Consider the following 17704-nt stretch of genomic DNA (forward strand, 5'->3'; position numbering starts at 1 on the left):
GTTTCAAGCGGAACCAATTGAAGGATCACCATGCTGACCATCGCCCTCGCCCAGATGAATCCCACCGTGGGCGACTTCGACGCCAATGTCGCTGCCATCACCGCGCGCATGCAGCGCGCCAGCAGCGATGGCGCCGACTTGCTCGTGTGCCCCGAACTGTCGCTGTGCGCGTACTACCCGGGCGACCTGTTAGAAGATGCCGCCTTCCTGCGCGGCCTGCAGCAGGCGCTCGAGACCCTGCTGCAAGCGTCCACGCGCTGGCCAGCGCTGGTCACCGTCATCGGCACGGCGCGCCCCAACCCCGGCGTCGGCAAGCCCCTCTACAACGCCTTGCTGGCCATCCGCGACGGGCATATCGTGGCCGAATACTACAAGCAGCTGCTGCCGACCTACGGCATCTTCGACGAGGGCCGCCATTTCGAGCCCGGTCCGCCCGGCGCCTGCACCTTGACTATCGCCGGCTGCAAGGTCGGCTTCATGATTTGCGAGGATGGCTGGAACGACGATGGCCGCGCCTACGCCGTCAACCCGTTCGAGGCCCTGCACGCGGCGCGGCCTGATCTCATCGTCAGCATCAATGCCAGCCCGTCCGACATCGGCAAGCGCGCGCAGCGCCACGCCGTGTTTGGCGCCGCCTGCCAGCGCGTGAATCTGCCCCTGCTCTTCGTCAACCAGGTGGGCGGCCAGGACCAGCTCGTGTTCGACGGCGCCTCGTTCGCCATCTCGCCCGGCGACGGCCTGCAATTCGAGGCGGCCCGCTTCGTCGAGGATTTCCAATTGCTGCGTTTTGCCGATGGGCGTTTCGCGCAATCCGATGGCCAGCCCTTCCCCGTGCCGGACCCGGATGGCATCCCCGCCGTGGAGTTTGCGCGGCGCCAGATCGTACTCGGCTTGCGCGACTACGCGCGCCGCTGCCGTTTTAGCAAAGTCGTCGTCGGCTGCTCGGGCGGCATCGATTCGGCGCTGACCCTGGCCCTGGCCGTCGAGGCGCTCGGTGCCGACAATGTGGTGGCGATCACCATGCCGTCCGTATTTTCCAGCGCCGGCTCCGTCACCGATTCCGTCGCCCTGTGCGCCAACCTCGGCATCGCCCTGACCACGCATCCCATCCGCGACATCGTGGCACAATACGAAGCCGGCTATGCCCAGGCCTTCGACGGCAAGCTGCAAGGGCTGCCGCTGGAAAACCTGCAGGCGCGCGTGCGCGGCACGATATTGATGGAATACTCGAACGCGTTCGGCGCCCTGCTGCTCACCACCGGCAACAAGAGCGAAATCTCGGTGGGCTACTGCACCCTGTACGGCGACACGAACGGGGGCCTGGGCTTGATCGGCGACCTGTATAAAACGGAGGTGTTCGCCCTGTCGCGCCACATCAACGCCAGCGCCGGGCGCGAACTGATTCCTGTGGCCGTGCTGGAGAAACCGCCGTCGGCGGAGCTGGCGCCGGGCCAGCGCGACACCGACAGCTTGCCGCCGTATCCCGTGCTCGATGAAATCCTCAAATGGCATATCGAAGGACGGCGTTTGCCGGCGGCCGAAAGCGCGCAGGCGCTGACCCTGGTCGACCAGCTGCGCGAGACGGACGAGGGGCGCGCGCTCGTGACGCGCATCCTCGGCATGGTCGCCCGCAACGAATACAAACGGCGCCAGGCGGCGCCGATCATCCGCGTGCGTTCGCGCGCCTTTGGCAGCGGCCGCCAATTGCCGATCGCCGCCCACTACCCGACCGGAGACGACGCATGACCTTATCCTATTGCGCCGACGCGGCCATTCTGATCGGCCGTTTCCAGCCTTTTCACAATGGCCATGCCGGCTTGCTGCAGAAGGCGCTGACGACGGCCGCGCAAGTGGTGGTGGTGCTCGGTTCCGCCTTCCATGCGCGCAGTCCTAAAAACCCGTTTACGTGGCAGGAGCGGGCCGCCATGATCGCCGCCACCCTGCCCGAGGCACAGCGCGCGCGCGTGCATTACGTGGCCGTGCGCGATTACTACGACGATGGACTGTGGGCCGACGCCGTGCGGCGCGCCGTGGCGGTCGCCGTGCCTGCGGTGCAGCGCATCGCCCTGGTGGCCTGCTTCAAGGACGCCACCAGTTATTACCTGCACCACTTTCCGCACTGGCAGCTATTGAATCTGGAGATCGATCCTGGCGCACCGATAGGCGCGACGGCCATCCGCAACGTGCTGTTCGAGGCGGAAGACGTCGACGTGTCGCTGAGCGCCGTGGCGCAGCTGTTGCCGGCGGCCATCGGCCAATATCTGAAAGCGTGGACCTTGCTGCCGTGGTACGCGCCGCTGGTGCAGGAATACCGCGCCATCGAGGCCTACAAGGCGCGCTGGAAAGTGGCGCCGTATGCGCCCATCTTCACGACCGTCGATGCGCTGGTGCAGACGGGCGGCCACGTGCTGCTCGTGCGCCGTGGCGGCTATCCGGGCAAGGGCCTGTGGGCCTTGCCGGGCGGCTTCCTGGAGCCGCGCGAACGGCTGCTGCAGGGGGCGCTGCGCGAGCTGGCGGAAGAAACCCAGCTGGGCGTGCTGGCGCCCACCCTTGTCGAGGCGCTGGTGGGCGTGGCCGTGTTCGACCACCCGGACCGCAGCCAGCGCGGGCGTACCATCACGCATGCGCATTATTTCGACCTGAAGACGCGCCAGCTGCCGGCCGTGACGGCGGCCGACGACGCGGCGCTGGCGCAGTGGGTGCCCGTGGCGTCGCTGCCGGCCATGGAAGAGCAATTCTTCGAAGACCACTTCCACATCCTGAACCACTTCCTCAAGCTCACGCACGAGGGGCGCTGAGGGGCGCAAACCCCTCAGCGCGTCAGGACGTCACGCGTTCCCAGCCATGCTTGATGGCCGCCTTGAAGTTCTCCCACGCCGACTGGGGATACGTGTGCTCCCACGTGGAACGCAGGTCCGCTTCCACCTCGTCCCATGGGCGGCCCCGGTAGCTGTCGCTGTTGGCCATGGAATGGCCATAGCGGTAGGCGGGATCGTAGTCCTCGAAGCGCGCGCCGGTGGCGACATAGGTGGCGCTCCAGTGGCTGCGGTAGTACTGCTCGTCGTCGTAGCTGGTGCCGGGCAGGTTGTCGGCGCCGGGATAGCGGCGCACGTTGGCGCCCGCGCCGGACGGCGGCGGCGATGCCATGTCGCTGGCAAACTGCTGCGACCCTGGCGCCTCGTTCATATTGCCGGCGGACGTGCCTTGCTGCGATGGCGCGCCGGACTGCATGCTGGCACCCTGGCGCCTCGCGCTGTCGTCTTGCGGCGCGCCTTGCCAGCCGCCGGCGCGCCAGTGCTCGGCGTGTGCATCGATGTCGAGCGGCGCGTAGCGCTCGACGAGGTCGGTGGCGCGCTGGATATCGGCGTCGCTCGCTCCTTCCAGGGTCAGCACGACATGCCCGCGCCGCACGGCTTCCGCATAGATGTGGCGGTCGGCGTGGCTGCCGAACAGGTCCGTAAAGAAATGCTTGATGTTGTCGAGCAGGCTGTCGCTGTCGTCGCGGCGGATATTTTCCGTGGCGGAAAATTCGTCGCTGCCCGCATCGTGCAGGCGGATGTTGGCGCCAGGAAAGCCCGCCGTGATCAGGTCGTGCCGGGCGCGCTCGGCCATGTCGCGCACGGCGAAAACTGCTGCCAATGTATGTGCCATGATGGTCTCCATTCGATGAACAACGTCCTTCCAGTGTAGGCCGTGAAAACCGAAAGGGGCGCCCGTTTGCCCCTTGGAAATCGTTGCAGTGATCAAATATTGACGAAGTGAAATCTCAGTCCGGCGCACTCACGAACGCGCGCAAGAAGTCGATAAAGGCGCGCACTTTTTCCGCGATATGCTGGGTGTTCGGATACACGGCATACACGCCCTGTTCCGGGAAGACGACGTCGGGCAGCAGGCGGCGCAGGCGTCCCGCGCGCACCTCCCCTTCCACCAGCCACTGCGGCAGCAGGGCCACGCCGCAGCCGCCCAGGGCAAAGCCCAGCAGCGCCGAGGCGGAGTCGGAATGGATGGCGGCGTCGTCCTGCACGGCGAAGGCGGCGGGGCCGTCGGGTGTCTGCACGTCCCAGCGCAGGGGCGAGGCCAGGCGGCTGTGCGCCAGCCAGCGCGCGCGCTGCAAGTCGTCCAAGGTGGCGATCTTCGTGCCGGGCCGGCTGGCCAGGTAGGCGGGCGAGGCGACGGGCCAGATCGCGTACGGCTCGATCAGCGCGGCGCGGTAACTCGAATCGTTGAGGGAACCCATGCGGATGGCCAGGTCATAGCGGCCCGAGATCAGGTCTTCGTGCGACGATGAAGACGAATGCTGGATCTGCAGCTGCGGGTGGGCGGCGGCGAAGGCGATCAGTGCGGGAATCACCGTGCGGCTGCCATATTCGACGGTGGTGGTCAGGCGCAGGGTGCCGCGCAAGCCTTGCTGGCCCTGGCGCGCCGTCTCGATGGCGCCGTGCGCTTCGCTCAGCACGCGCTGGCAATCCTCGTAAAAGCGCCGCCCCACGTCCGTCAGCGCCAGGCTGCGCGTGCTGCGCGTGAGCAGCGACACGCCCAGCTCCGCCTCCAGCTGTTTCAAATTAAAACTGACGACGGCCTTGCTCTGGCCCAGCACGGCGGCGGCGGCCGTCAGCGAACCGGCATCGACGATGGCAATGAAAATACCCAGGCGGTCAAGACTGATCATAAATAAGAAGAGATGCGGGTTGCGGGGCTTTGTCAAAATAGGTTTGACAGTGTAATCGGCGCTGGCCCGTTACGCAAATGACGATGGGCGCTTAAGCTGGCCGTTTGCCATTTGGAGCACCATGGACTATCGCAAAAAAGTGGCGGCCATCTATCTGCTGGGGTTTTTCGTCGACCTGATCAACATGTTCATCACCAGCGTCGCCTACCCCGACATCGGCCATGCCCTGCACGCCTCGGTGGCGCAGCTGGCCTGGATCAGCACCGCCTACATCCTCGGCCTGACCATCGTCATCCCGGCCAGCGCCTGGCTGGCTGCCTATTATGGCAGCAAAACCGTGTTCATGGCATCGTTGCTAACTTTTTTATGCGCGAGCATCGGCGCCGGCCTGGCGCCCTCGATTGAGGCGCTGATCGCCTGGCGCTGCGTGCAGGGCCTCGGTGGCGGCCTGCTCATTCCGCTGGGGCAAAGCATGACCTACCAGCTATATCAACCTGCGGAGCGCCCCGGCCTGTCCTCCGTCATCATGCTGGTGGGCTTGCTGGCGCCCGCCCTGTCGCCCGCCCTGGGTGGCGTGATCGTCGACAGCCTGTCGTGGCGGGCGATTTTCTATTTGAACGTGCCGTTCGCCGCGCTGGCGCTGCTGCTGGCCGCCTGCTGGCTGCGTCCCGATCCGCCGCGCGCGGCCGTGCCCCGTCTCGATGTGGGCGGCCTGCTGGCGGGCAGCACGGCGGTGTTGCTGCTGCTGCTGGGCTTGACCATGCTCGGTACGCCGGGCGAGTTGCTGACCGGCGCCGGCGTGCTGGCGCTGGGCGCCGCCTGCGCGTGGGCCTACGTGCGCGGCGCGCTGCGCAAGTCGACGCCGCTGCTCAACCTGCGCCTGGCCGCCGAGCCGCTGCTGCGCATTGCCATGCTGATGTATCTGCTGGTGCCGGGTGTCTTCATGGGCGTGAGCCTGCTGGCCATGCTGTATCTGCAGGGCGTGCTGGGCATGCCGGCATCGACGGCGGGCGCCTTGATGCTGCCGTGGGCGCTGGCCTCGTTTGCGGCCATTTCGCTCACCGGTAAAAGCTACCGCCGCGTGGGGCCGCGGCCGCTGTTCATCGCGGGCGCCCTGCTGCAGGCGGCGGGCATGCTGATGCTGCTGCGGGTGGACTCGGCGGGCCAGTTATTCTGGCTGGCCGGCGCGTATGCCGTCATGGGTTTTGGCGGCGGCTTGTGCAGCAGCACGGCGCAAAGCACGGCGTTTTTGCGCACGCCGGACGCGCAGCTGAGCCAGGCCAGCGCCGTGTGGAATATCAACCGCCAGCTGGGCTTTTGCCTGGGCGTGGCGCTGCTCAGCGTACTGCTCAATGGCTTGCTGGCGGCGCACGGTATCGCATCGCTGGACGACCCTGCCCTGCATGCGCGCGCGGCGCAGGTGTTTCACTGGTGCTTTGCCTTGGCCGCCAGCGCGTGCGTGCTGCCTTTGGCGCTGTGCCTGCGCATCGACAACCGCGCCGTTCTCGACCTTTTACATCACCATGGAGCAAGCAAAAAATGAATGCTACAAATCTTTATTTTGACGACGTTTTATCCACGCATGTGCTGATCCGCGCATGGCTTTCCGGCGCAGCCACGGCGCCCGAACATTGCGCTGATTTGCTCGCGCGTTTCTCGCCTGATTTCACGATGGTGGCGCCCGGTGGCAAGCAGCTCGATGGCGCGGGCCTGGCGGCGTTTTTCCGCGCCGCCGGCGCCAGCCGTCCTGGCTTGCAGATGCGCATTTCGGATCTCGTTCTGATACAGGAAAGTGCGGCCGGCGCCACCGTGTCCTACCGCGAATTCCAGTCGCTGCCCGGCGCGGAAAACACCGAGCGCTGGTCCACCGTCGTGTATGAAAAAACGGCCAGCGGCGCCCTGCTGTGGCGCCATTTGCACGAGACGTGGGTGGCGCCGGCGGCCGCGTAAAGCGGCACCGCGCGCGGCATTTTCCTACAGGAAGACTAGCCGCGCGCTGGCTGCGCAGTAGGAATTATCGGTTCAAGATGGGATTTTATCGACTATTGGCAGGAGAAACGCGATGAACGATACCCCCTCGAAGCCCGCAGACCAGGCCCGCAATAGCGGCATGGACAAGACCGCTGCCGCGCAAGCGGATGGCGACGCCTATGCCAACCAGGGCGGCGGCAAGCCCGCCAGCGGCAATGTCGCCAGCGGCCACTGGGCGAACAATGTGATTACGCCACAGAGCCCGCCCGATGTCGTGGAGCAGGAAAACCTGCCTGGCCTGGGACAGCCGGAACACCGCGACCACGTCAAGGGCGTGGCCCAGCAGCCGCACAGCGAAGCGGGCAAGCTGGCCGATGACAGGCCGGGGCGCAACGAGTCGAAAGACGTGCACCGCTCGCTCAACCAGCACGAATAAACAGCCGTGATTTTATGCTGGAAAATCAGCTTAAATCATGCAACGCTTTTTGCAGCGCAGGACCGGTGGAAAACTGCGAAAAAACCACTTCCAGGCCACCGCGTTCCGGCGTGCAGCACATGGGCCCCACGCGGTAGTGGCTGGCCTCGGGAAACGGCGCCAGGCGCAGCAGCGGCCACAGCTTGCCGTCGGTCGAATACTGCACCCGGATGACGCCCTTTTCCACTGTCACGCGCAGCCAGAAACCGTCCGGCATGGCGGGCGCCAGGCTGACGGCCCAATCCGATTTATCCACCGTCAGCACGGTGCTCAACAGCAGCTGGCCGTCGGAAAATTCGACGCCGCATTTGATCCAGTGTTGCTCGTCGATGCGCACCATCATGCCGGCCTGGTCGTACAGCGCCGCGTACTGCGCGGCCACGTGCAGCTGCGCCGTGAAATCACCATCGACTTCCGTGCCGAAAAAGTGGCCGCTGTCGCGGATAAAACCATACGAGGTCTTGCGCCAGAAATCCGTGTTCGCATCCGTCGTCACGCGCAGCTGCGCGGCGTCGGCGGACCAGTTTTCCGGTGGATTGAGCCAGCTGCCTTGCGTGAACATCGGATTTCCTCCTGATCGAAAAATGCTACATAGTTTGCCCCCATCCCAGCGCCTTGTACAGGGCAATCGCATCGATGTAGGACGCCGTCTCCGCCAGCAGCGCTTCGCGCCGGATATCGTACAAGGCGCGCTGGTTTTCCAGCACGGCCTGATAGCTGCCACCGCCGCCCGCATAGCGCGTGCTGGCGATGCCGAGGGCCGCGTTGCCGTGGCGCGCCGATTCCAGCAGGGAGGCCAATCGCGTCTGGTTTTCCGCCAGCTGCGTGACGGCGTTTTCCACGTCTTCCTGCGCCAATAACATCGTGTGTTCATAGCGTGCCAGCGCGCCCTGCGCCTCGGCCTGCGTGCCGCGCAAGCGTGCCCTGACGCTGCCCAGGCGGAAGGCCGGATAGCTGACGGAGGGTGCCACCTCGAAAGCGCGCGCGCCGCCGTCGAACACGCCGCTGCCGCGCAGTGCGAAGAAGCCCAGAAAGCCGCCGAGGCTCAGGCGCGGATACAGGTCGGCCGTGGCGGCACCCACGTCTTCGCTGGACGCGGCCAGCAGGCGCTCGGCGCGCACCACGTCGGGACGCTGCTTGATCAACTGATTCACGTCGCCGAGCGGCAGCTGGCCCGCCAGCGGCGCCTGTTGCTGGGGCTTGGTGGCCAGCGCGATGGCGCCAGGCGCTTGCCCGCTCAGCACATCGAGCCGGTACTGCGCCTGGCGCAGGCCCGCCTGCAACGGTGGCAATGCCGCCTCGCTGCGCGCCAGGTTGGCCAGTGCGTTGTGGCGTTCTTCCGGCAAGCCGCTGCCGGCACGGATGCGCGCGTCGATCAATGCCACCGTGTCGCGCCAGCTTTGCACCTGCGCCTGCGTCAGCGCCAGGTTTTGCTGGTAGCCCAGCGCCTCGTAATAATTGCGCGCCACCTCGGCGGCGATCGTCAGCCGCACTTGCCGCAAGTCCGCCTGCGCCGCATCGGCGCGCGCCTGCGCCGAACGGCTCATGTGCGCCAGGCGGCCGAACAGGTCGATCTCCCATTGCGCGTCGAATCCCACGCGCGTGCTGGCGCTGGCGGTGCGGCTGTCGGGCGTGTTTTGCTGCACCGTGCGCTGCCAGCCGGCCTGGCCCGTGACAGTGGGCAGTTCGTCGAGCCGACGTTCGTCGAAGACGGCGCGCGCGGCCAGCAGGTTGGCCTGCGCCTGGGCGATATCGAGGTTGTGTTCGAGCGCGCTGGCGATCAGCTGCGACAGCCGTGCATCATCGAAAAACGTCCACCAAGCGGCCTCGCTGACGGCGCCCGTGCCAGCTGCGAATTGCGCTTGCTGCGGGCTGGCCAGGGTGATGGCGGGCGTGCCCGGCATGACGTAGGCGGGGCTGACGGCGCAGCCGGCCAGCACGGGGAAAAGGGCAATAAGATAGCGGTAATTTTTCATACGGATTCCTTCAGCGCCTGCGACAGGTCGCGGGCGCGCGGCGTGGCATGGTCGGCCGTGTGGCGGCGGGCCAGAAAGGTGTACACGGTGGGCAGCACGAACAGGGTGAAGAAGGTGCCGATCAACATGCCCGAGACGATCACGACACCGAGGCCGAAGCGGCTGTTGGCACCCGCGCCGGAAGCGAACAGCAGCGGCACGAGGCCCACCACCATGGCGGCCGTCGTCATCAAGATCGGGCGCAGGCGGATCTGCGCCGCCTTGCGGATGGCCGTGATGCGGTCGAGCTGTTCATGCACCTGCAATTCGTTGGCAAATTCCACCATCAGGATGCCGTGCTTGCTGATCAAGCCGATCAGGGTCACCAGGCCGATCTGCGTGTAGATGTTGACGGTGGCGTAGCCGAGCGCCAGCGGAATCAGGGCGCCGCAAATCGACAGGGGCACGGTGATCAGGATAATCAGCGGGTCCGTCAGGCTTTCGTACTGGGCCGCCAGCACCAGGTAAATCACGACGACGGCCGCCAGGAAGGCCAGCAGAAGGGCATTGCCTTCCGTGGCGAACTGGCGCGCATCTGATTGCCAGTCGTAGCTGAAGCCGGGCGGCAGGGTTTTCGCCACGCCATCGAGGAAGGCGACGGCGTCGCCCAGGGTCACGCCGGGCGCCGGCACGCCCTGGAAGGTGGCCGCGTTTTGCTGATTGAACTGCGTCAGCATGTTCGGCTCGATCTGTTCGCTCACCGAGACGACGGCGGACAGGGGCAGCAGGCTGCCATCGTCGGCGCGCACGTACTGCTGCGTCAGGGCTTGCGCCGTGAGTCGCTGTTCGCGCGGGCTTTGCGCGATGACGTCATAGGCGCGGCCATCCATGCCGAAGCGGTTCAAATAATTTTCGCCCACCAGCACGGCCAGCGATTCGCCGATGTCCTGCATGCGGATGCCCAGGCTGTTCGCCTTCGAGCGGTCCACGCGCACTTTCACCACGGGGTTGTTGTAATCGAGGTCGCTGTCGACGACGGCAAACAGGCCGCTGTCGCGCGCGCGCTGCTTGACGTCTTCCATGGTGCGGAACAGGGTGGCGTAATCCTGCGCGCTGCGCAGCACCATCTGCACGGGCAAGCCGCCGCTCGATCCGGGCAAGGGCGCTAGCTGGAAGGCGAAGATGCTGGTGCCTTCCACGTCGCCCACGGCGTGCTGCAATTCCGCCTGGATGACGGCCGCGTTGCGCGCGCGTTCGGCCCACGGCGTCAGGTTGATGCCGCCGATGCTCGATGCCGGACCTTCGCCGCCGTTGATGATCCAGCGCGAGTGCGTTTCGGGGATATGCTTGTAGATGGCATCGAGCTTGTACGAAAAGCGCTCGACGTAATCGAGGTTGGCGTGCTGCGGCGCCTTGATCGCCGTCAACACGCTGGCCTGGTCTTCCGCCGGCGCCAGTTCGCGCTGCGGCAGCAGGTACAGGAACGGCAGACTCACCATCACCAGCGCGGCGAAACCGGCACTCAGCCAGCGGTGGTGCAGCGAGCGGTCCAGCAGGCGCGCATAGCGGCTGGTCAAACCTTCGAAGAAATGCTCGGCGGCGCGCGCCATGCGCCCTTCCGATTGTTTCGGCTGCAGCAGCAAGGAGCTCATCACGGGAGACAGGGTCAATGCCACCACGCCCGACACCACCACGGCGCCGGCCAGGGTCAGCGCGAATTCCTTGAACAGCGCTCCCGTGAGGCCCCCCATCATGCCGATGGGCGCATACACGGCCGCCAGCGTGATCGTCATGGCGATCACGGGGCCGGCCACTTCGCGCGCACCGACCAGCGCGGCGGCCACGGGCGTCTTGCCTTCCTCGATATGCCGGTGCACGTTTTCCACCACGACGATGGCGTCGTCGACCACCAGGCCCACGGCCAGCACCATCGCCAGCAGGGTGAGCAGATTGATGCTGAAGCCGAAGGCCAGCATCAGCGCCGCCGCGCCCAGCATCGACAGCGGAATCGTCACGACGGGAATCAGCACGGAGCGCAGGGAACCCATGCACAGATAGATGACGATGACGACAATGAGAAGCGCTTCGAGCAGGGTGTGCGCCACCTCCTCGATGGACGACTGGATGAAGCGCGCCGTCTCGAACGCCAGCTCCACTTTCACGCCGGGCGGCAGGGTTTTCTGGATCTCGGGCAGCAGTTTCTTGATGCCGTCGACGATCACCAGCGGGTTGCCGCCCGGCGTGGGCGACAGGCCCAGGTACACGGCCGGCACGCCATCCATGATGCCGCTCGTTTCCGTCGCGGCCGCACCCAGCTCCACCGTGCCCACGTCTTTCAGGCGCACGAGCGATGCGCTGTCTTTTTCATCGCCGCCCTTGCGGATGACCATGTCGCGGAACTCGGCCACGCTGGTCAGATCCGTGTTGACGCTGATGTTGGAGACGACGAATTGTCCTTTCACCTTGCCCGGCGCCGCCTGGTAGTTATTGCGCCGCACGGCGTCGGCCACGTCGGCTGCCGTCAAGCCGCGCGCCGCTAATTTTGCCGGGTCGATCCACAAACGCATGGCCAGCTGCTGGCCGCCGTACACGTCGACCTTGGCCACGCCGTCGATGGTGGCGAACATCGGCTGCACCACGCGCGCCAGATAGTCCGTCAGTGCGGGCGCCGAGACGCTCTCGCTGGCAAAGCCCACATAGGCGACGGCCGAGGAATCGCCGGCCGAGCGCTCGATGACGGGGTCAAAAGCGCCTTCGGGCAGCTTGTAGCGCACCTGGTTGACCTTGGCCATCACTTCCGTCAGCGCCTGGGTGGAATCGCGGTTCAATTCCATGCGCACGGTGACCGTGCTGCTGCCTTGCACGGAGGACGAGGTCAGATAATCGATGCCTTCCACCGACGACACGGCTTGCGCGATCGGCTGCGTGACAAAACCCTGCATCAGTTCTGCCGAGGCGCCCGGATACGTGGTTTTCACCGTGATGGTCGATGATTCGAGCATCGGATACTGGCGGATCGGCAGCTGCAGGATGGCGACCACGCCCAGCATCAAAATCAGGGTACTGATCACCAGCGCCAGCACGGGGCGGCGCACGAATAAATCGGTAAATTTCATTGTGTGCGCTCCTTAGGAACCGGCCTTGGGCGCGGCGCGCTTGGCCTCGTCCAGGGTATTGGCCACGGCTTGCACGGCCATGCCGTCGGCCAGTTTCAGCTGGCCCGAAGCGACCACACGCTGCCCTTCGCGCAAACCGTCCAGGATGGCGACACGGCCCCCTGCCCGCTCGCCCAGTTTGACGCCCACGCGCTTGACGGTGAGCGGCTGTTTGCCCTCCTGCTGCGCGACAAACACCGTGTCGCCATACGCGCTGTAGGTCACGGCCGTTTCCGGCACCGTCAGCTGCTGGCCCGCCTCGCGCGCCACGCGCACATTCGCGTACATGCCCGCTTTCAGGGCGCCGCGCGGATTGGAGAGCGCCGCCTGTACCTGCACCATGCGCGAGCGGGCGATCAGCGGGTCGATGGCGTTGATCTTCGCTGTAAAAACGTCGCCCGGATAGGCGTCCACCAGCACTTGCACGGCCTGGCCCGGCGCCAGCTTGGCGCTGCTCTGCTCATCGAGGGCGAAGTTCACCAGCAGCGACTTCGTGTCGATCAGGCTGGCCACCGTGTCGGCCGCATTCAGGTACTGGCCCGCGTGCACCTTGCGGATGCCCAGCTGCCCCGCGAACGGGGCGCGGATGGTCTTTTGCGCGATCAGCGCTTCCGTCTGGCGCACGTCGCCCAGGGCCGCGTCGCGCGCGGCCAGCGCAGTGTCGAGCTGCTCCTGCGTGGCCGCCTTTTCCTTGACCATCTGCAGCGTGCGCGCATGGCTGCTTTCCGCGTTTTTCAGCTGCGCGCGCTGGCGCAGCAGCATTGCCTGTTCTTGGGCGTCATTGAGCTGTACCAGCACGGCGCCGGCCGTCACGGTTTGCCCCGATTCGAAGCGGATCTGCGTGATCCGGCCGCCCGTTTCGGCGGCCACTTGTACTTGCCGCGCCGCTTCCAGTTCGCCCACGCCGGCAAAAAAGCGTTCCTGCGTGCCCAGCACGACAGGGACCAGCGCCACCTTGGTGGCCGGGTAAGCGGCGGCATCGGCCGCATGCGAGTCGGCGCGGGGGTATAGCGCGGCGCCCACGACGGCCAGGGCGATGGCCAGCGCGGAGGCGCCGACGATTTTCGTATTCATGATGAAGTCCTTTACAGCAGTACAAAGGGAAAAGTACAAAGAGGGAAAAGTACAAAGGGAAGAAGAGGCGCAGCGGAGGCTGGTCAGGTCCGCTGCGCGTTGAAGAGTACAAACAGGGCTATGGTCCACAGCAGCAGCACCAGGTGCGTCGTCTGCAAGCCTTCCTGCGCGATCCAGTAGCCGAACCACAGGCCGCCCAGGTGCATCAGCAGCAAAAAGGCGGCCATGGCGCACAAGGCCAGGTTCAGCCAGGGCAAGCCAGCAGCCAGGCCGCCGCCGAACAACAGCGCCACGCCCGTCCAGGCGGCGATGGCGGCCAGCAGTTGCAGCGCCAGCACCACGCCCAGCGAGAGCCTGTGCAAGGTCAACGAGGTGAGCGCGCGGCGCAGCAGCGGCGTCTGGATGGTCGGGTCCTGGCGCAGCGGGTCCATGCGCATGGTGTTGCCGATGGCCCAGACGGAGCCGTGGAAGGCGTGCAGGTTGTTGATGGCGGCCAGGGTGAGCCAGGAGGCCAGGCCGGTAGCGAGGATGGCGTGAAACAGCCAGATGGAGTGAGACAGTTGCATGGGAAAATCCTGTCAAAAGAGTACCTTGCCGGCATGCAGGCGTGGAAACTCCTCGACAGCGGGGAGCTACCGGCCTATTATGCAAGCAATTAGTTGGTTAACTGGCCCCATGATAGTTGAGCGAAATGAATTACACAAGTAAACGTTTGGATAATAGCGAAGCGCCGCAAACGACGGAGCGCATCCTGTATTTCATCAAGACCAAGGGACCCGTCTCCACGGCGACCCTGGCCAAGACCCTGGACATGACGGGCGAGGCGGCGCGCCAGCAAGTGCAAAAGCTGGTGGCGGCAGGCCTGATCGAAGGACGCCAGGAAGCGCAGGCGGGCGCGGGACGGCCGCGCCAGAACTGGGTCTTGACGGAAGCGGGCAATGCGCGCTTTCCCGACACGCATGCGCAACTGACGATCAAGCTGATCGGTTCCGTGCGCCAGCTGTTCGGCGAGGCGGGGCTGGATAAACTGATCACGCAGCGCGAAGAGGAAAGCCGCAGCGCGTACGCCTTGGCGTGTTCGGCGCCGGACTTGCCCACGCGGCTGCAGCAATTGGCCGCCGTGCGCGATGAAGAGGGGTATATGGCGCGCGTGGAAGCGGACGGCGACGACTGGCTGCTGATCGAAGACCACTGCCCCATCTGCGCCGCGGCGCGCACCTGCCAGGGCTTTTGCCGCTCCGAACTGCAGCTGTTCCAGGAAGTGGTGGGGCCAAGCGCCAGCATCGTGCGCGAGCAGCACGTGCTGGCGAACGCGATGCGCTGCGTTTACCGGATTTCGCCGCTTTCTTAAGGCTTCGGAAACAGCGGCCAGGTCAGTAGCGCCACCAGTCCCGCCAGCCACCATACGACGGGCCAGTTGCTGGCCGCCAGCAGGTGCGGGATGGCCATCGGCGTGAGGAACAGCCCCACGTAGACGGCCGTGTTCGCCATGCCCAGGGCCGTGCCCGCGTTGGCGCCGCCCGCTTCCGTGGCCAGCTCCGTGTAGGCCACGCCATGCCAGGCGGACACGGCGATGCCGGCGAGCACCACGGCGGCCATCAGCAGCCAGCCCGGCGCCTCCAGCCAGGCGATGCATCCCAGCAAAATGAATGCAGCCAGCGCCACCAGGGCCGAGCCGCGCAGGTAGGCGGGCCGGTTCGCGTGGCGGTCCGTATGGCGTCCGCTCCAGATGCGCATCACCATGGCGCCCGCCTGCAGGGCCACCATCACGGCCGTGATGGCCGCCAGGCCCAGGCCGCCATGGTCGTGCAGGAAGACGGTGGCGTAGCTGAGCACGGCAAACTGGGGCACGCACAGCAAGCCGATGGCGGCCACCATGCGCCAGACCTTTCGATTGCGTAACGGTGGCAGTGGCTTGATCCCGGACAGGCTTTTGGACGCATTGTGCGGCCCCTTGGCGGCCTCGGCAGAGAAATCGGGTTCATGCATCCAGCGCCACGTAAAAAACGCCGACAGGCCGCATACGAGGGCCAGGGCGCCAAACACGGGCATGAAGCCGTAGCGCGATGCCAGGCTGGGCAGGATGAGGGCGCCGAGGCCGCCGCCCAGCGGCACGGCCGTCTGGCGGATGCTCATGGCAAAACCCCGTTCGCCGGGGCCGAACCAGCGCATCACGGCGCGGCCGCTGGCGCCGTTCACGCTGCCGCCCAGCACGCCGACCAGGGCCAGCCCCGCCGCCAGCGCCCATAACGGCGGCACGGACCCGCCAGCGGGCGTAATCCACAGCAGCAAGGCCAGCAGCGCCAGCATGGTGCCCAGCAAGCCGGTCAGCAGCACGGGACGGTCGCCCCAGCGGTCGGTGGCGATGCCCCATGGCAATTCGGTCAGGGCCACGCCCAGGCCCATGGCGCCCAGCGCCACCCCCAGTTCTGTATTGCTCAGGTGATAGCCGCTGCGCAGCCAGATGGCCGTGGTGGGCATGCCGTTGGCGGCGGCGGAAAAGCTGGCATTGGCCGCCACGCCGACGGCGAGTACTTTCCAGCGGTGGGCGTCGCCCAGCACGGGCGCGGTGACGGGGACAGGAACAGGAATGGCTTGGCAACGGGTGCTCATGGCAGGGAGAGAAAAGTGGTTGACCCTGACAGTGTGGCGCGCTACGATCATTCTGAATATCAGATAATTTGTGCTACACCATCCCATAAAACCGGACGATCACCGCCACGCCATGAGCCTGCTTAATTTCGACATCGCCTTTCTGCGCAGCTATGTGGCTGGCATCGAGCTGGGCAGCTTTGCCCGCGCGGCCGACAAGGTGGGCCGTTCCACCTCGGCCGTCAGCGCGCAGCTGAAAAAACTCGAGGAGCAGGCGGGCATGCCCCTGTTCCGCAAGGATGGCAGGGGCCTGGCGCTGACGCCGGCCGGCGACGTGCTGCTCGGCTATGCGCGCCGCCTGCTGGAACTCAACGACGAGGCGGCCGTCGCCTTGCGCGGGGCGGAACTGGAAGGGTGGATCCGGCTGGGCTTGCAGGAAGATTTTGGCGAAGCCTTGCTGCCTGACGTGCTGGGGCGTTTTGCCCGCGCGCATCCGAAAGTGCGCATCGAGGCGCACGTGGCGCGCAACACGGCCCTGATGGAAGGGCTGGCCATGGGCCAGCTGGACCTGGCCCTGCTGTGGGGCGGCGCCTGTATCGCCGACGTGGCCGAATATCCGCAGCAGCAGCGCCAGCATATTGCCGAACCGTCCATGCGCTGGATCGCCTCGTCCAGCCTGGCCTGGCGCCCCGAGTCGGGCGAGCCTTTGCCGCTCATTACGTTCGACCGCGAATGCCTGTTCCAGCGCTGCGCCACGCAGGCGCTCGATGGGGCCGGCATCGCCTGGCGCACGGCGTTTACCAGTCCCAGCCTGGCGGGACTGTGGGCGGCGGCGGCGGCCGGGCTGGGCGTGACGGTGCGCACGGGCCTGGGCTTGCCCTCGACCGTGCGCGCGCTCGATCACGTGGAAGCGGGCTTGCCCGCCCTGCCTCCGCTGTCGCTGGAATTGCTGCGCGCCTCAAGCGTGTCCAGGCCGCCCGTCGAGCGCCTGGCCGGCTTGATCATCGAATCGCTGCAACAGGATGCCGCTTAAAACGCCTGCGCCGTCGGGCGCAGCACGATCTCATTGATAGCCACGTCGGCCGGCTGCTCGATCGCATACGCGATGGCGCGCGCCACGGCATCGGCGGGAATGGCGATCTGGTAGAACTCCTTGACGGCCTTGGCGCTCTCGGCGTGGCTGCTGCCCTGGCTCAACTCCGTGTCCACGGCGCCCGGCGCAATGACGGTGGTGCGGATGGTGCCGCCGCTGGCCGCCAGCTCGTGGCGCAAGCCTTCTGAAATGGCGCTGACGGCAAACTTGGTGCCGCTGTAGACGGTGCCGCCCGGGCTGAAGACTTTTTGTCCCGCCACCGACGAGATATTGATGAAGTGGCCGCTGTTTTGCGCCTGGAAATGCGGCAGGACGGCGGCGATGCCGTTCAACACGCCTTTGATGTTGATATCGATCATGTTGTTCCACTCGTCGACTTGCAAGGCGCTCATCGGCGCGATGGCCATCAGCCCCGCATTGTTGATCATCACATCGACCTTGCCGAACACGGCCAGGGCCGTGTCGACCAGGCGCTTCAGGTCGCCCGCCTGAGTGACGTCGGTCTGGGCAATGGCGGCCTGGCCGCCGGCGGCCGTGATTTCCTCGGCGATGGTATTGAGCAAATCCATGCGGCGCGCACCGAGCACGACGCAGGCGCCCAATGCGGCCAGATGGCGCGCGGTGGCTTCTCCCAGGCCGCTGCTGGCACCGGTGATGAGGACGACTTTCCCTGCAATAGCTTGACTCATGATGGGTTCCTTGTGAAGGCAGCACAGTGCT

At 66.1% G+C, this 17704-nt stretch carries 16 protein-coding genes; 7 read left to right on the forward strand and 9 right to left on the reverse strand.

The window, feature by feature from the left end; translation table 11 throughout:
- Positions 1-30: 30 nt before the first annotated feature.
- Positions 31-1746, forward strand: coding sequence for an NAD+ synthase (locus CSQ95_RS01555; RefSeq protein WP_099408190.1), 1716 nt, complete (start codon positions 31-33; stop codon positions 1744-1746).
- Positions 1743-2798, forward strand: a complete 1056-nt coding sequence (locus tag CSQ95_RS01560; protein WP_099408191.1) for a bifunctional nicotinamide-nucleotide adenylyltransferase/Nudix hydroxylase — start codon at positions 1743-1745, stop codon at positions 2796-2798. Before CSQ95_RS01555 ends, CSQ95_RS01560 begins: the two co-directional genes overlap by 4 nt.
- Before the next feature lie 22 nt (positions 2799-2820).
- Here the strand turns inward: CSQ95_RS01560 and CSQ95_RS01565 are convergent, their stop codons facing one another.
- Complete coding sequence (locus tag CSQ95_RS01565; protein ID WP_143449871.1) at positions 2821-3651, reverse strand: hypothetical protein; 831 nt, start codon at positions 3649-3651, stop codon at positions 2821-2823.
- A 115-nt stretch (positions 3652-3766) separates the two neighbouring features.
- The gene (locus CSQ95_RS01570) at positions 3767-4669 is read right to left on the reverse strand and encodes a LysR family transcriptional regulator (protein ID WP_099408193.1); all 903 of its coding nucleotides are present in this window, start codon (positions 4667-4669) and stop codon (positions 3767-3769) included.
- Between the two features lie 121 nt (positions 4670-4790).
- On the opposite strand from CSQ95_RS01570, the gene CSQ95_RS01575 reads away from it, so the two are divergent.
- The 3 genes from CSQ95_RS01575 to CSQ95_RS01585 all read left to right on the forward strand — a co-directional run bounded on the left by CSQ95_RS01575 (position 4791) and on the right by CSQ95_RS01585 (position 7076).
- A complete protein-coding gene (locus CSQ95_RS01575; RefSeq protein ID WP_099408194.1) occupies positions 4791-6212 on the forward strand; it encodes an MFS transporter in 1422 nt (473 codons plus the stop codon).
- Positions 6209-6619: a DUF4440 domain-containing protein gene (locus CSQ95_RS01580; protein ID WP_099408195.1), complete on the forward strand. Its 411-nt coding sequence runs from the start codon at positions 6209-6211 to the stop codon at positions 6617-6619. Before CSQ95_RS01575 ends, CSQ95_RS01580 begins: the two co-directional genes overlap by 4 nt.
- A gap of 112 nt (positions 6620-6731) precedes the next feature.
- The gene (locus CSQ95_RS01585; protein ID WP_099408196.1) at positions 6732-7076 is read left to right on the forward strand and encodes a hypothetical protein; all 345 of its coding nucleotides are present in this window, start codon (positions 6732-6734) and stop codon (positions 7074-7076) included.
- Positions 7077-7101: 25 nt separating this feature from the next.
- Here CSQ95_RS01585 and CSQ95_RS01590 read toward each other — a convergent pair whose 3' ends face one another.
- The 5 genes from CSQ95_RS01590 to CSQ95_RS01610 all read right to left on the reverse strand — a co-directional run bounded on the left by CSQ95_RS01590 (position 7102) and on the right by CSQ95_RS01610 (position 13865).
- A complete protein-coding gene (locus tag CSQ95_RS01590) occupies positions 7102-7677 on the reverse strand; it encodes a DUF1349 domain-containing protein (protein ID WP_099408197.1) in 576 nt (191 codons plus the stop codon).
- A 25-nt stretch (positions 7678-7702) separates the two neighbouring features.
- Complete coding sequence (locus CSQ95_RS01595; RefSeq protein WP_099408198.1) at positions 7703-9091, reverse strand: efflux transporter outer membrane subunit; 1389 nt, start codon at positions 9089-9091, stop codon at positions 7703-7705.
- Entirely contained in the window at positions 9088-12186 is a 3099-nt protein-coding gene (locus CSQ95_RS01600) for a MexW/MexI family multidrug efflux RND transporter permease subunit (protein WP_099408199.1), read from the reverse strand. Before CSQ95_RS01600 ends, CSQ95_RS01595 begins: the two co-directional genes overlap by 4 nt.
- A 12-nt stretch (positions 12187-12198) precedes the next feature.
- Positions 12199-13299, reverse strand: a complete 1101-nt coding sequence (locus CSQ95_RS01605) for an efflux RND transporter periplasmic adaptor subunit (RefSeq protein WP_099408200.1) — start codon at positions 13297-13299, stop codon at positions 12199-12201.
- A gap of 83 nt (positions 13300-13382) precedes the next feature.
- On the reverse strand, positions 13383-13865 hold the full coding sequence (locus CSQ95_RS01610) for a DUF2165 family protein (RefSeq protein WP_070312690.1): 483 nt from the start codon (positions 13863-13865) through the stop codon (positions 13383-13385).
- A gap of 125 nt (positions 13866-13990) precedes the next feature.
- Here CSQ95_RS01610 and CSQ95_RS01615 point away from each other — a divergent pair, with 125 nt between their 5' ends.
- A complete protein-coding gene (locus tag CSQ95_RS01615) occupies positions 13991-14650 on the forward strand; it encodes a metalloregulator ArsR/SmtB family transcription factor (protein WP_070223362.1) in 660 nt (219 codons plus the stop codon).
- Here the strand turns inward: CSQ95_RS01615 and CSQ95_RS01620 are convergent.
- A complete protein-coding gene (locus tag CSQ95_RS01620; RefSeq protein WP_099408201.1) occupies positions 14647-15912 on the reverse strand; it encodes an MFS transporter in 1266 nt (421 codons plus the stop codon). The genes CSQ95_RS01615 and CSQ95_RS01620 overlap by 4 nt on opposite strands.
- A 112-nt stretch (positions 15913-16024) precedes the next feature.
- Here CSQ95_RS01620 and CSQ95_RS01625 point away from each other — a divergent pair, with 112 nt between their 5' ends.
- Positions 16025-16924 (forward strand): LysR substrate-binding domain-containing protein, encoded by a 900-nt coding sequence (locus CSQ95_RS01625; protein WP_070223293.1) that lies wholly within the window; start codon positions 16025-16027, stop codon positions 16922-16924.
- On the opposite strand, the gene CSQ95_RS01630 is transcribed toward CSQ95_RS01625, so the two are convergent.
- Positions 16921-17673, reverse strand: coding sequence for an SDR family oxidoreductase (locus CSQ95_RS01630; RefSeq protein WP_070288937.1), 753 nt, complete (start codon positions 17671-17673; stop codon positions 16921-16923). The genes CSQ95_RS01625 and CSQ95_RS01630 overlap by 4 nt on opposite strands.
- Positions 17674-17704 lie beyond the last annotated feature (31 nt).

Origin of the sequence: Janthinobacterium sp. BJB304 (assembly GCF_002735765.1) — a bacterium.
Classification (GTDB): Bacteria; Pseudomonadota; Gammaproteobacteria; order Burkholderiales; family Burkholderiaceae_D; genus Janthinobacterium.

What these genes read in the sequence shown, in the direction of transcription:
- CSQ95_RS01575 (WP_099408194.1), top strand. Translation starts at nt 4,791, where the DNA reads ATGGACTATCGCAAAAAAGTGGCGGCCATCTATCTGCTGGGGTTTTTC.
- CSQ95_RS01605 (WP_099408200.1), bottom strand. Translation starts at nt 13,299, where the DNA reads ATGAATACGAAAATCGTCGGCGCCTCCGCGCTGGCCATCGCCCTGGCC.
- CSQ95_RS01555 (WP_099408190.1), top strand. Translation starts at nt 31, where the DNA reads ATGCTGACCATCGCCCTCGCCCAGATGAATCCCACCGTGGGCGACTTC.
- CSQ95_RS01565 (WP_143449871.1), bottom strand. Translation starts at nt 3,651, where the DNA reads ATGGCACATACATTGGCAGCAGTTTTCGCCGTGCGCGACATGGCCGAG.
- CSQ95_RS01610 (WP_070312690.1), bottom strand. Translation starts at nt 13,865, where the DNA reads ATGCAACTGTCTCACTCCATCTGGCTGTTTCACGCCATCCTCGCTACC.
- CSQ95_RS01630 (WP_070288937.1), bottom strand. Translation starts at nt 17,673, where the DNA reads ATGAGTCAAGCTATTGCAGGGAAAGTCGTCCTCATCACCGGTGCCAGC.
- CSQ95_RS01625 (WP_070223293.1), top strand. Translation starts at nt 16,025, where the DNA reads ATGAGCCTGCTTAATTTCGACATCGCCTTTCTGCGCAGCTATGTGGCT.
- CSQ95_RS01590 (WP_099408197.1), bottom strand. Translation starts at nt 7,677, where the DNA reads ATGTTCACGCAAGGCAGCTGGCTCAATCCACCGGAAAACTGGTCCGCC.
- CSQ95_RS01615 (WP_070223362.1), top strand. Translation starts at nt 13,991, where the DNA reads ATGAATTACACAAGTAAACGTTTGGATAATAGCGAAGCGCCGCAAACG.
- CSQ95_RS01620 (WP_099408201.1), bottom strand. Translation starts at nt 15,912, where the DNA reads ATGAGCACCCGTTGCCAAGCCATTCCTGTTCCTGTCCCCGTCACCGCG.
- CSQ95_RS01560 (WP_099408191.1), top strand. Translation starts at nt 1,743, where the DNA reads ATGACCTTATCCTATTGCGCCGACGCGGCCATTCTGATCGGCCGTTTC.
- CSQ95_RS01585 (WP_099408196.1), top strand. Translation starts at nt 6,732, where the DNA reads ATGAACGATACCCCCTCGAAGCCCGCAGACCAGGCCCGCAATAGCGGC.
- CSQ95_RS01595 (WP_099408198.1), bottom strand. Translation starts at nt 9,091, where the DNA reads ATGAAAAATTACCGCTATCTTATTGCCCTTTTCCCCGTGCTGGCCGGC.
- CSQ95_RS01580 (WP_099408195.1), top strand. Translation starts at nt 6,209, where the DNA reads ATGAATGCTACAAATCTTTATTTTGACGACGTTTTATCCACGCATGTG.
- CSQ95_RS01570 (WP_099408193.1), bottom strand. Translation starts at nt 4,669, where the DNA reads ATGATCAGTCTTGACCGCCTGGGTATTTTCATTGCCATCGTCGATGCC.
- CSQ95_RS01600 (WP_099408199.1), bottom strand. Translation starts at nt 12,186, where the DNA reads ATGAAATTTACCGATTTATTCGTGCGCCGCCCCGTGCTGGCGCTGGTG.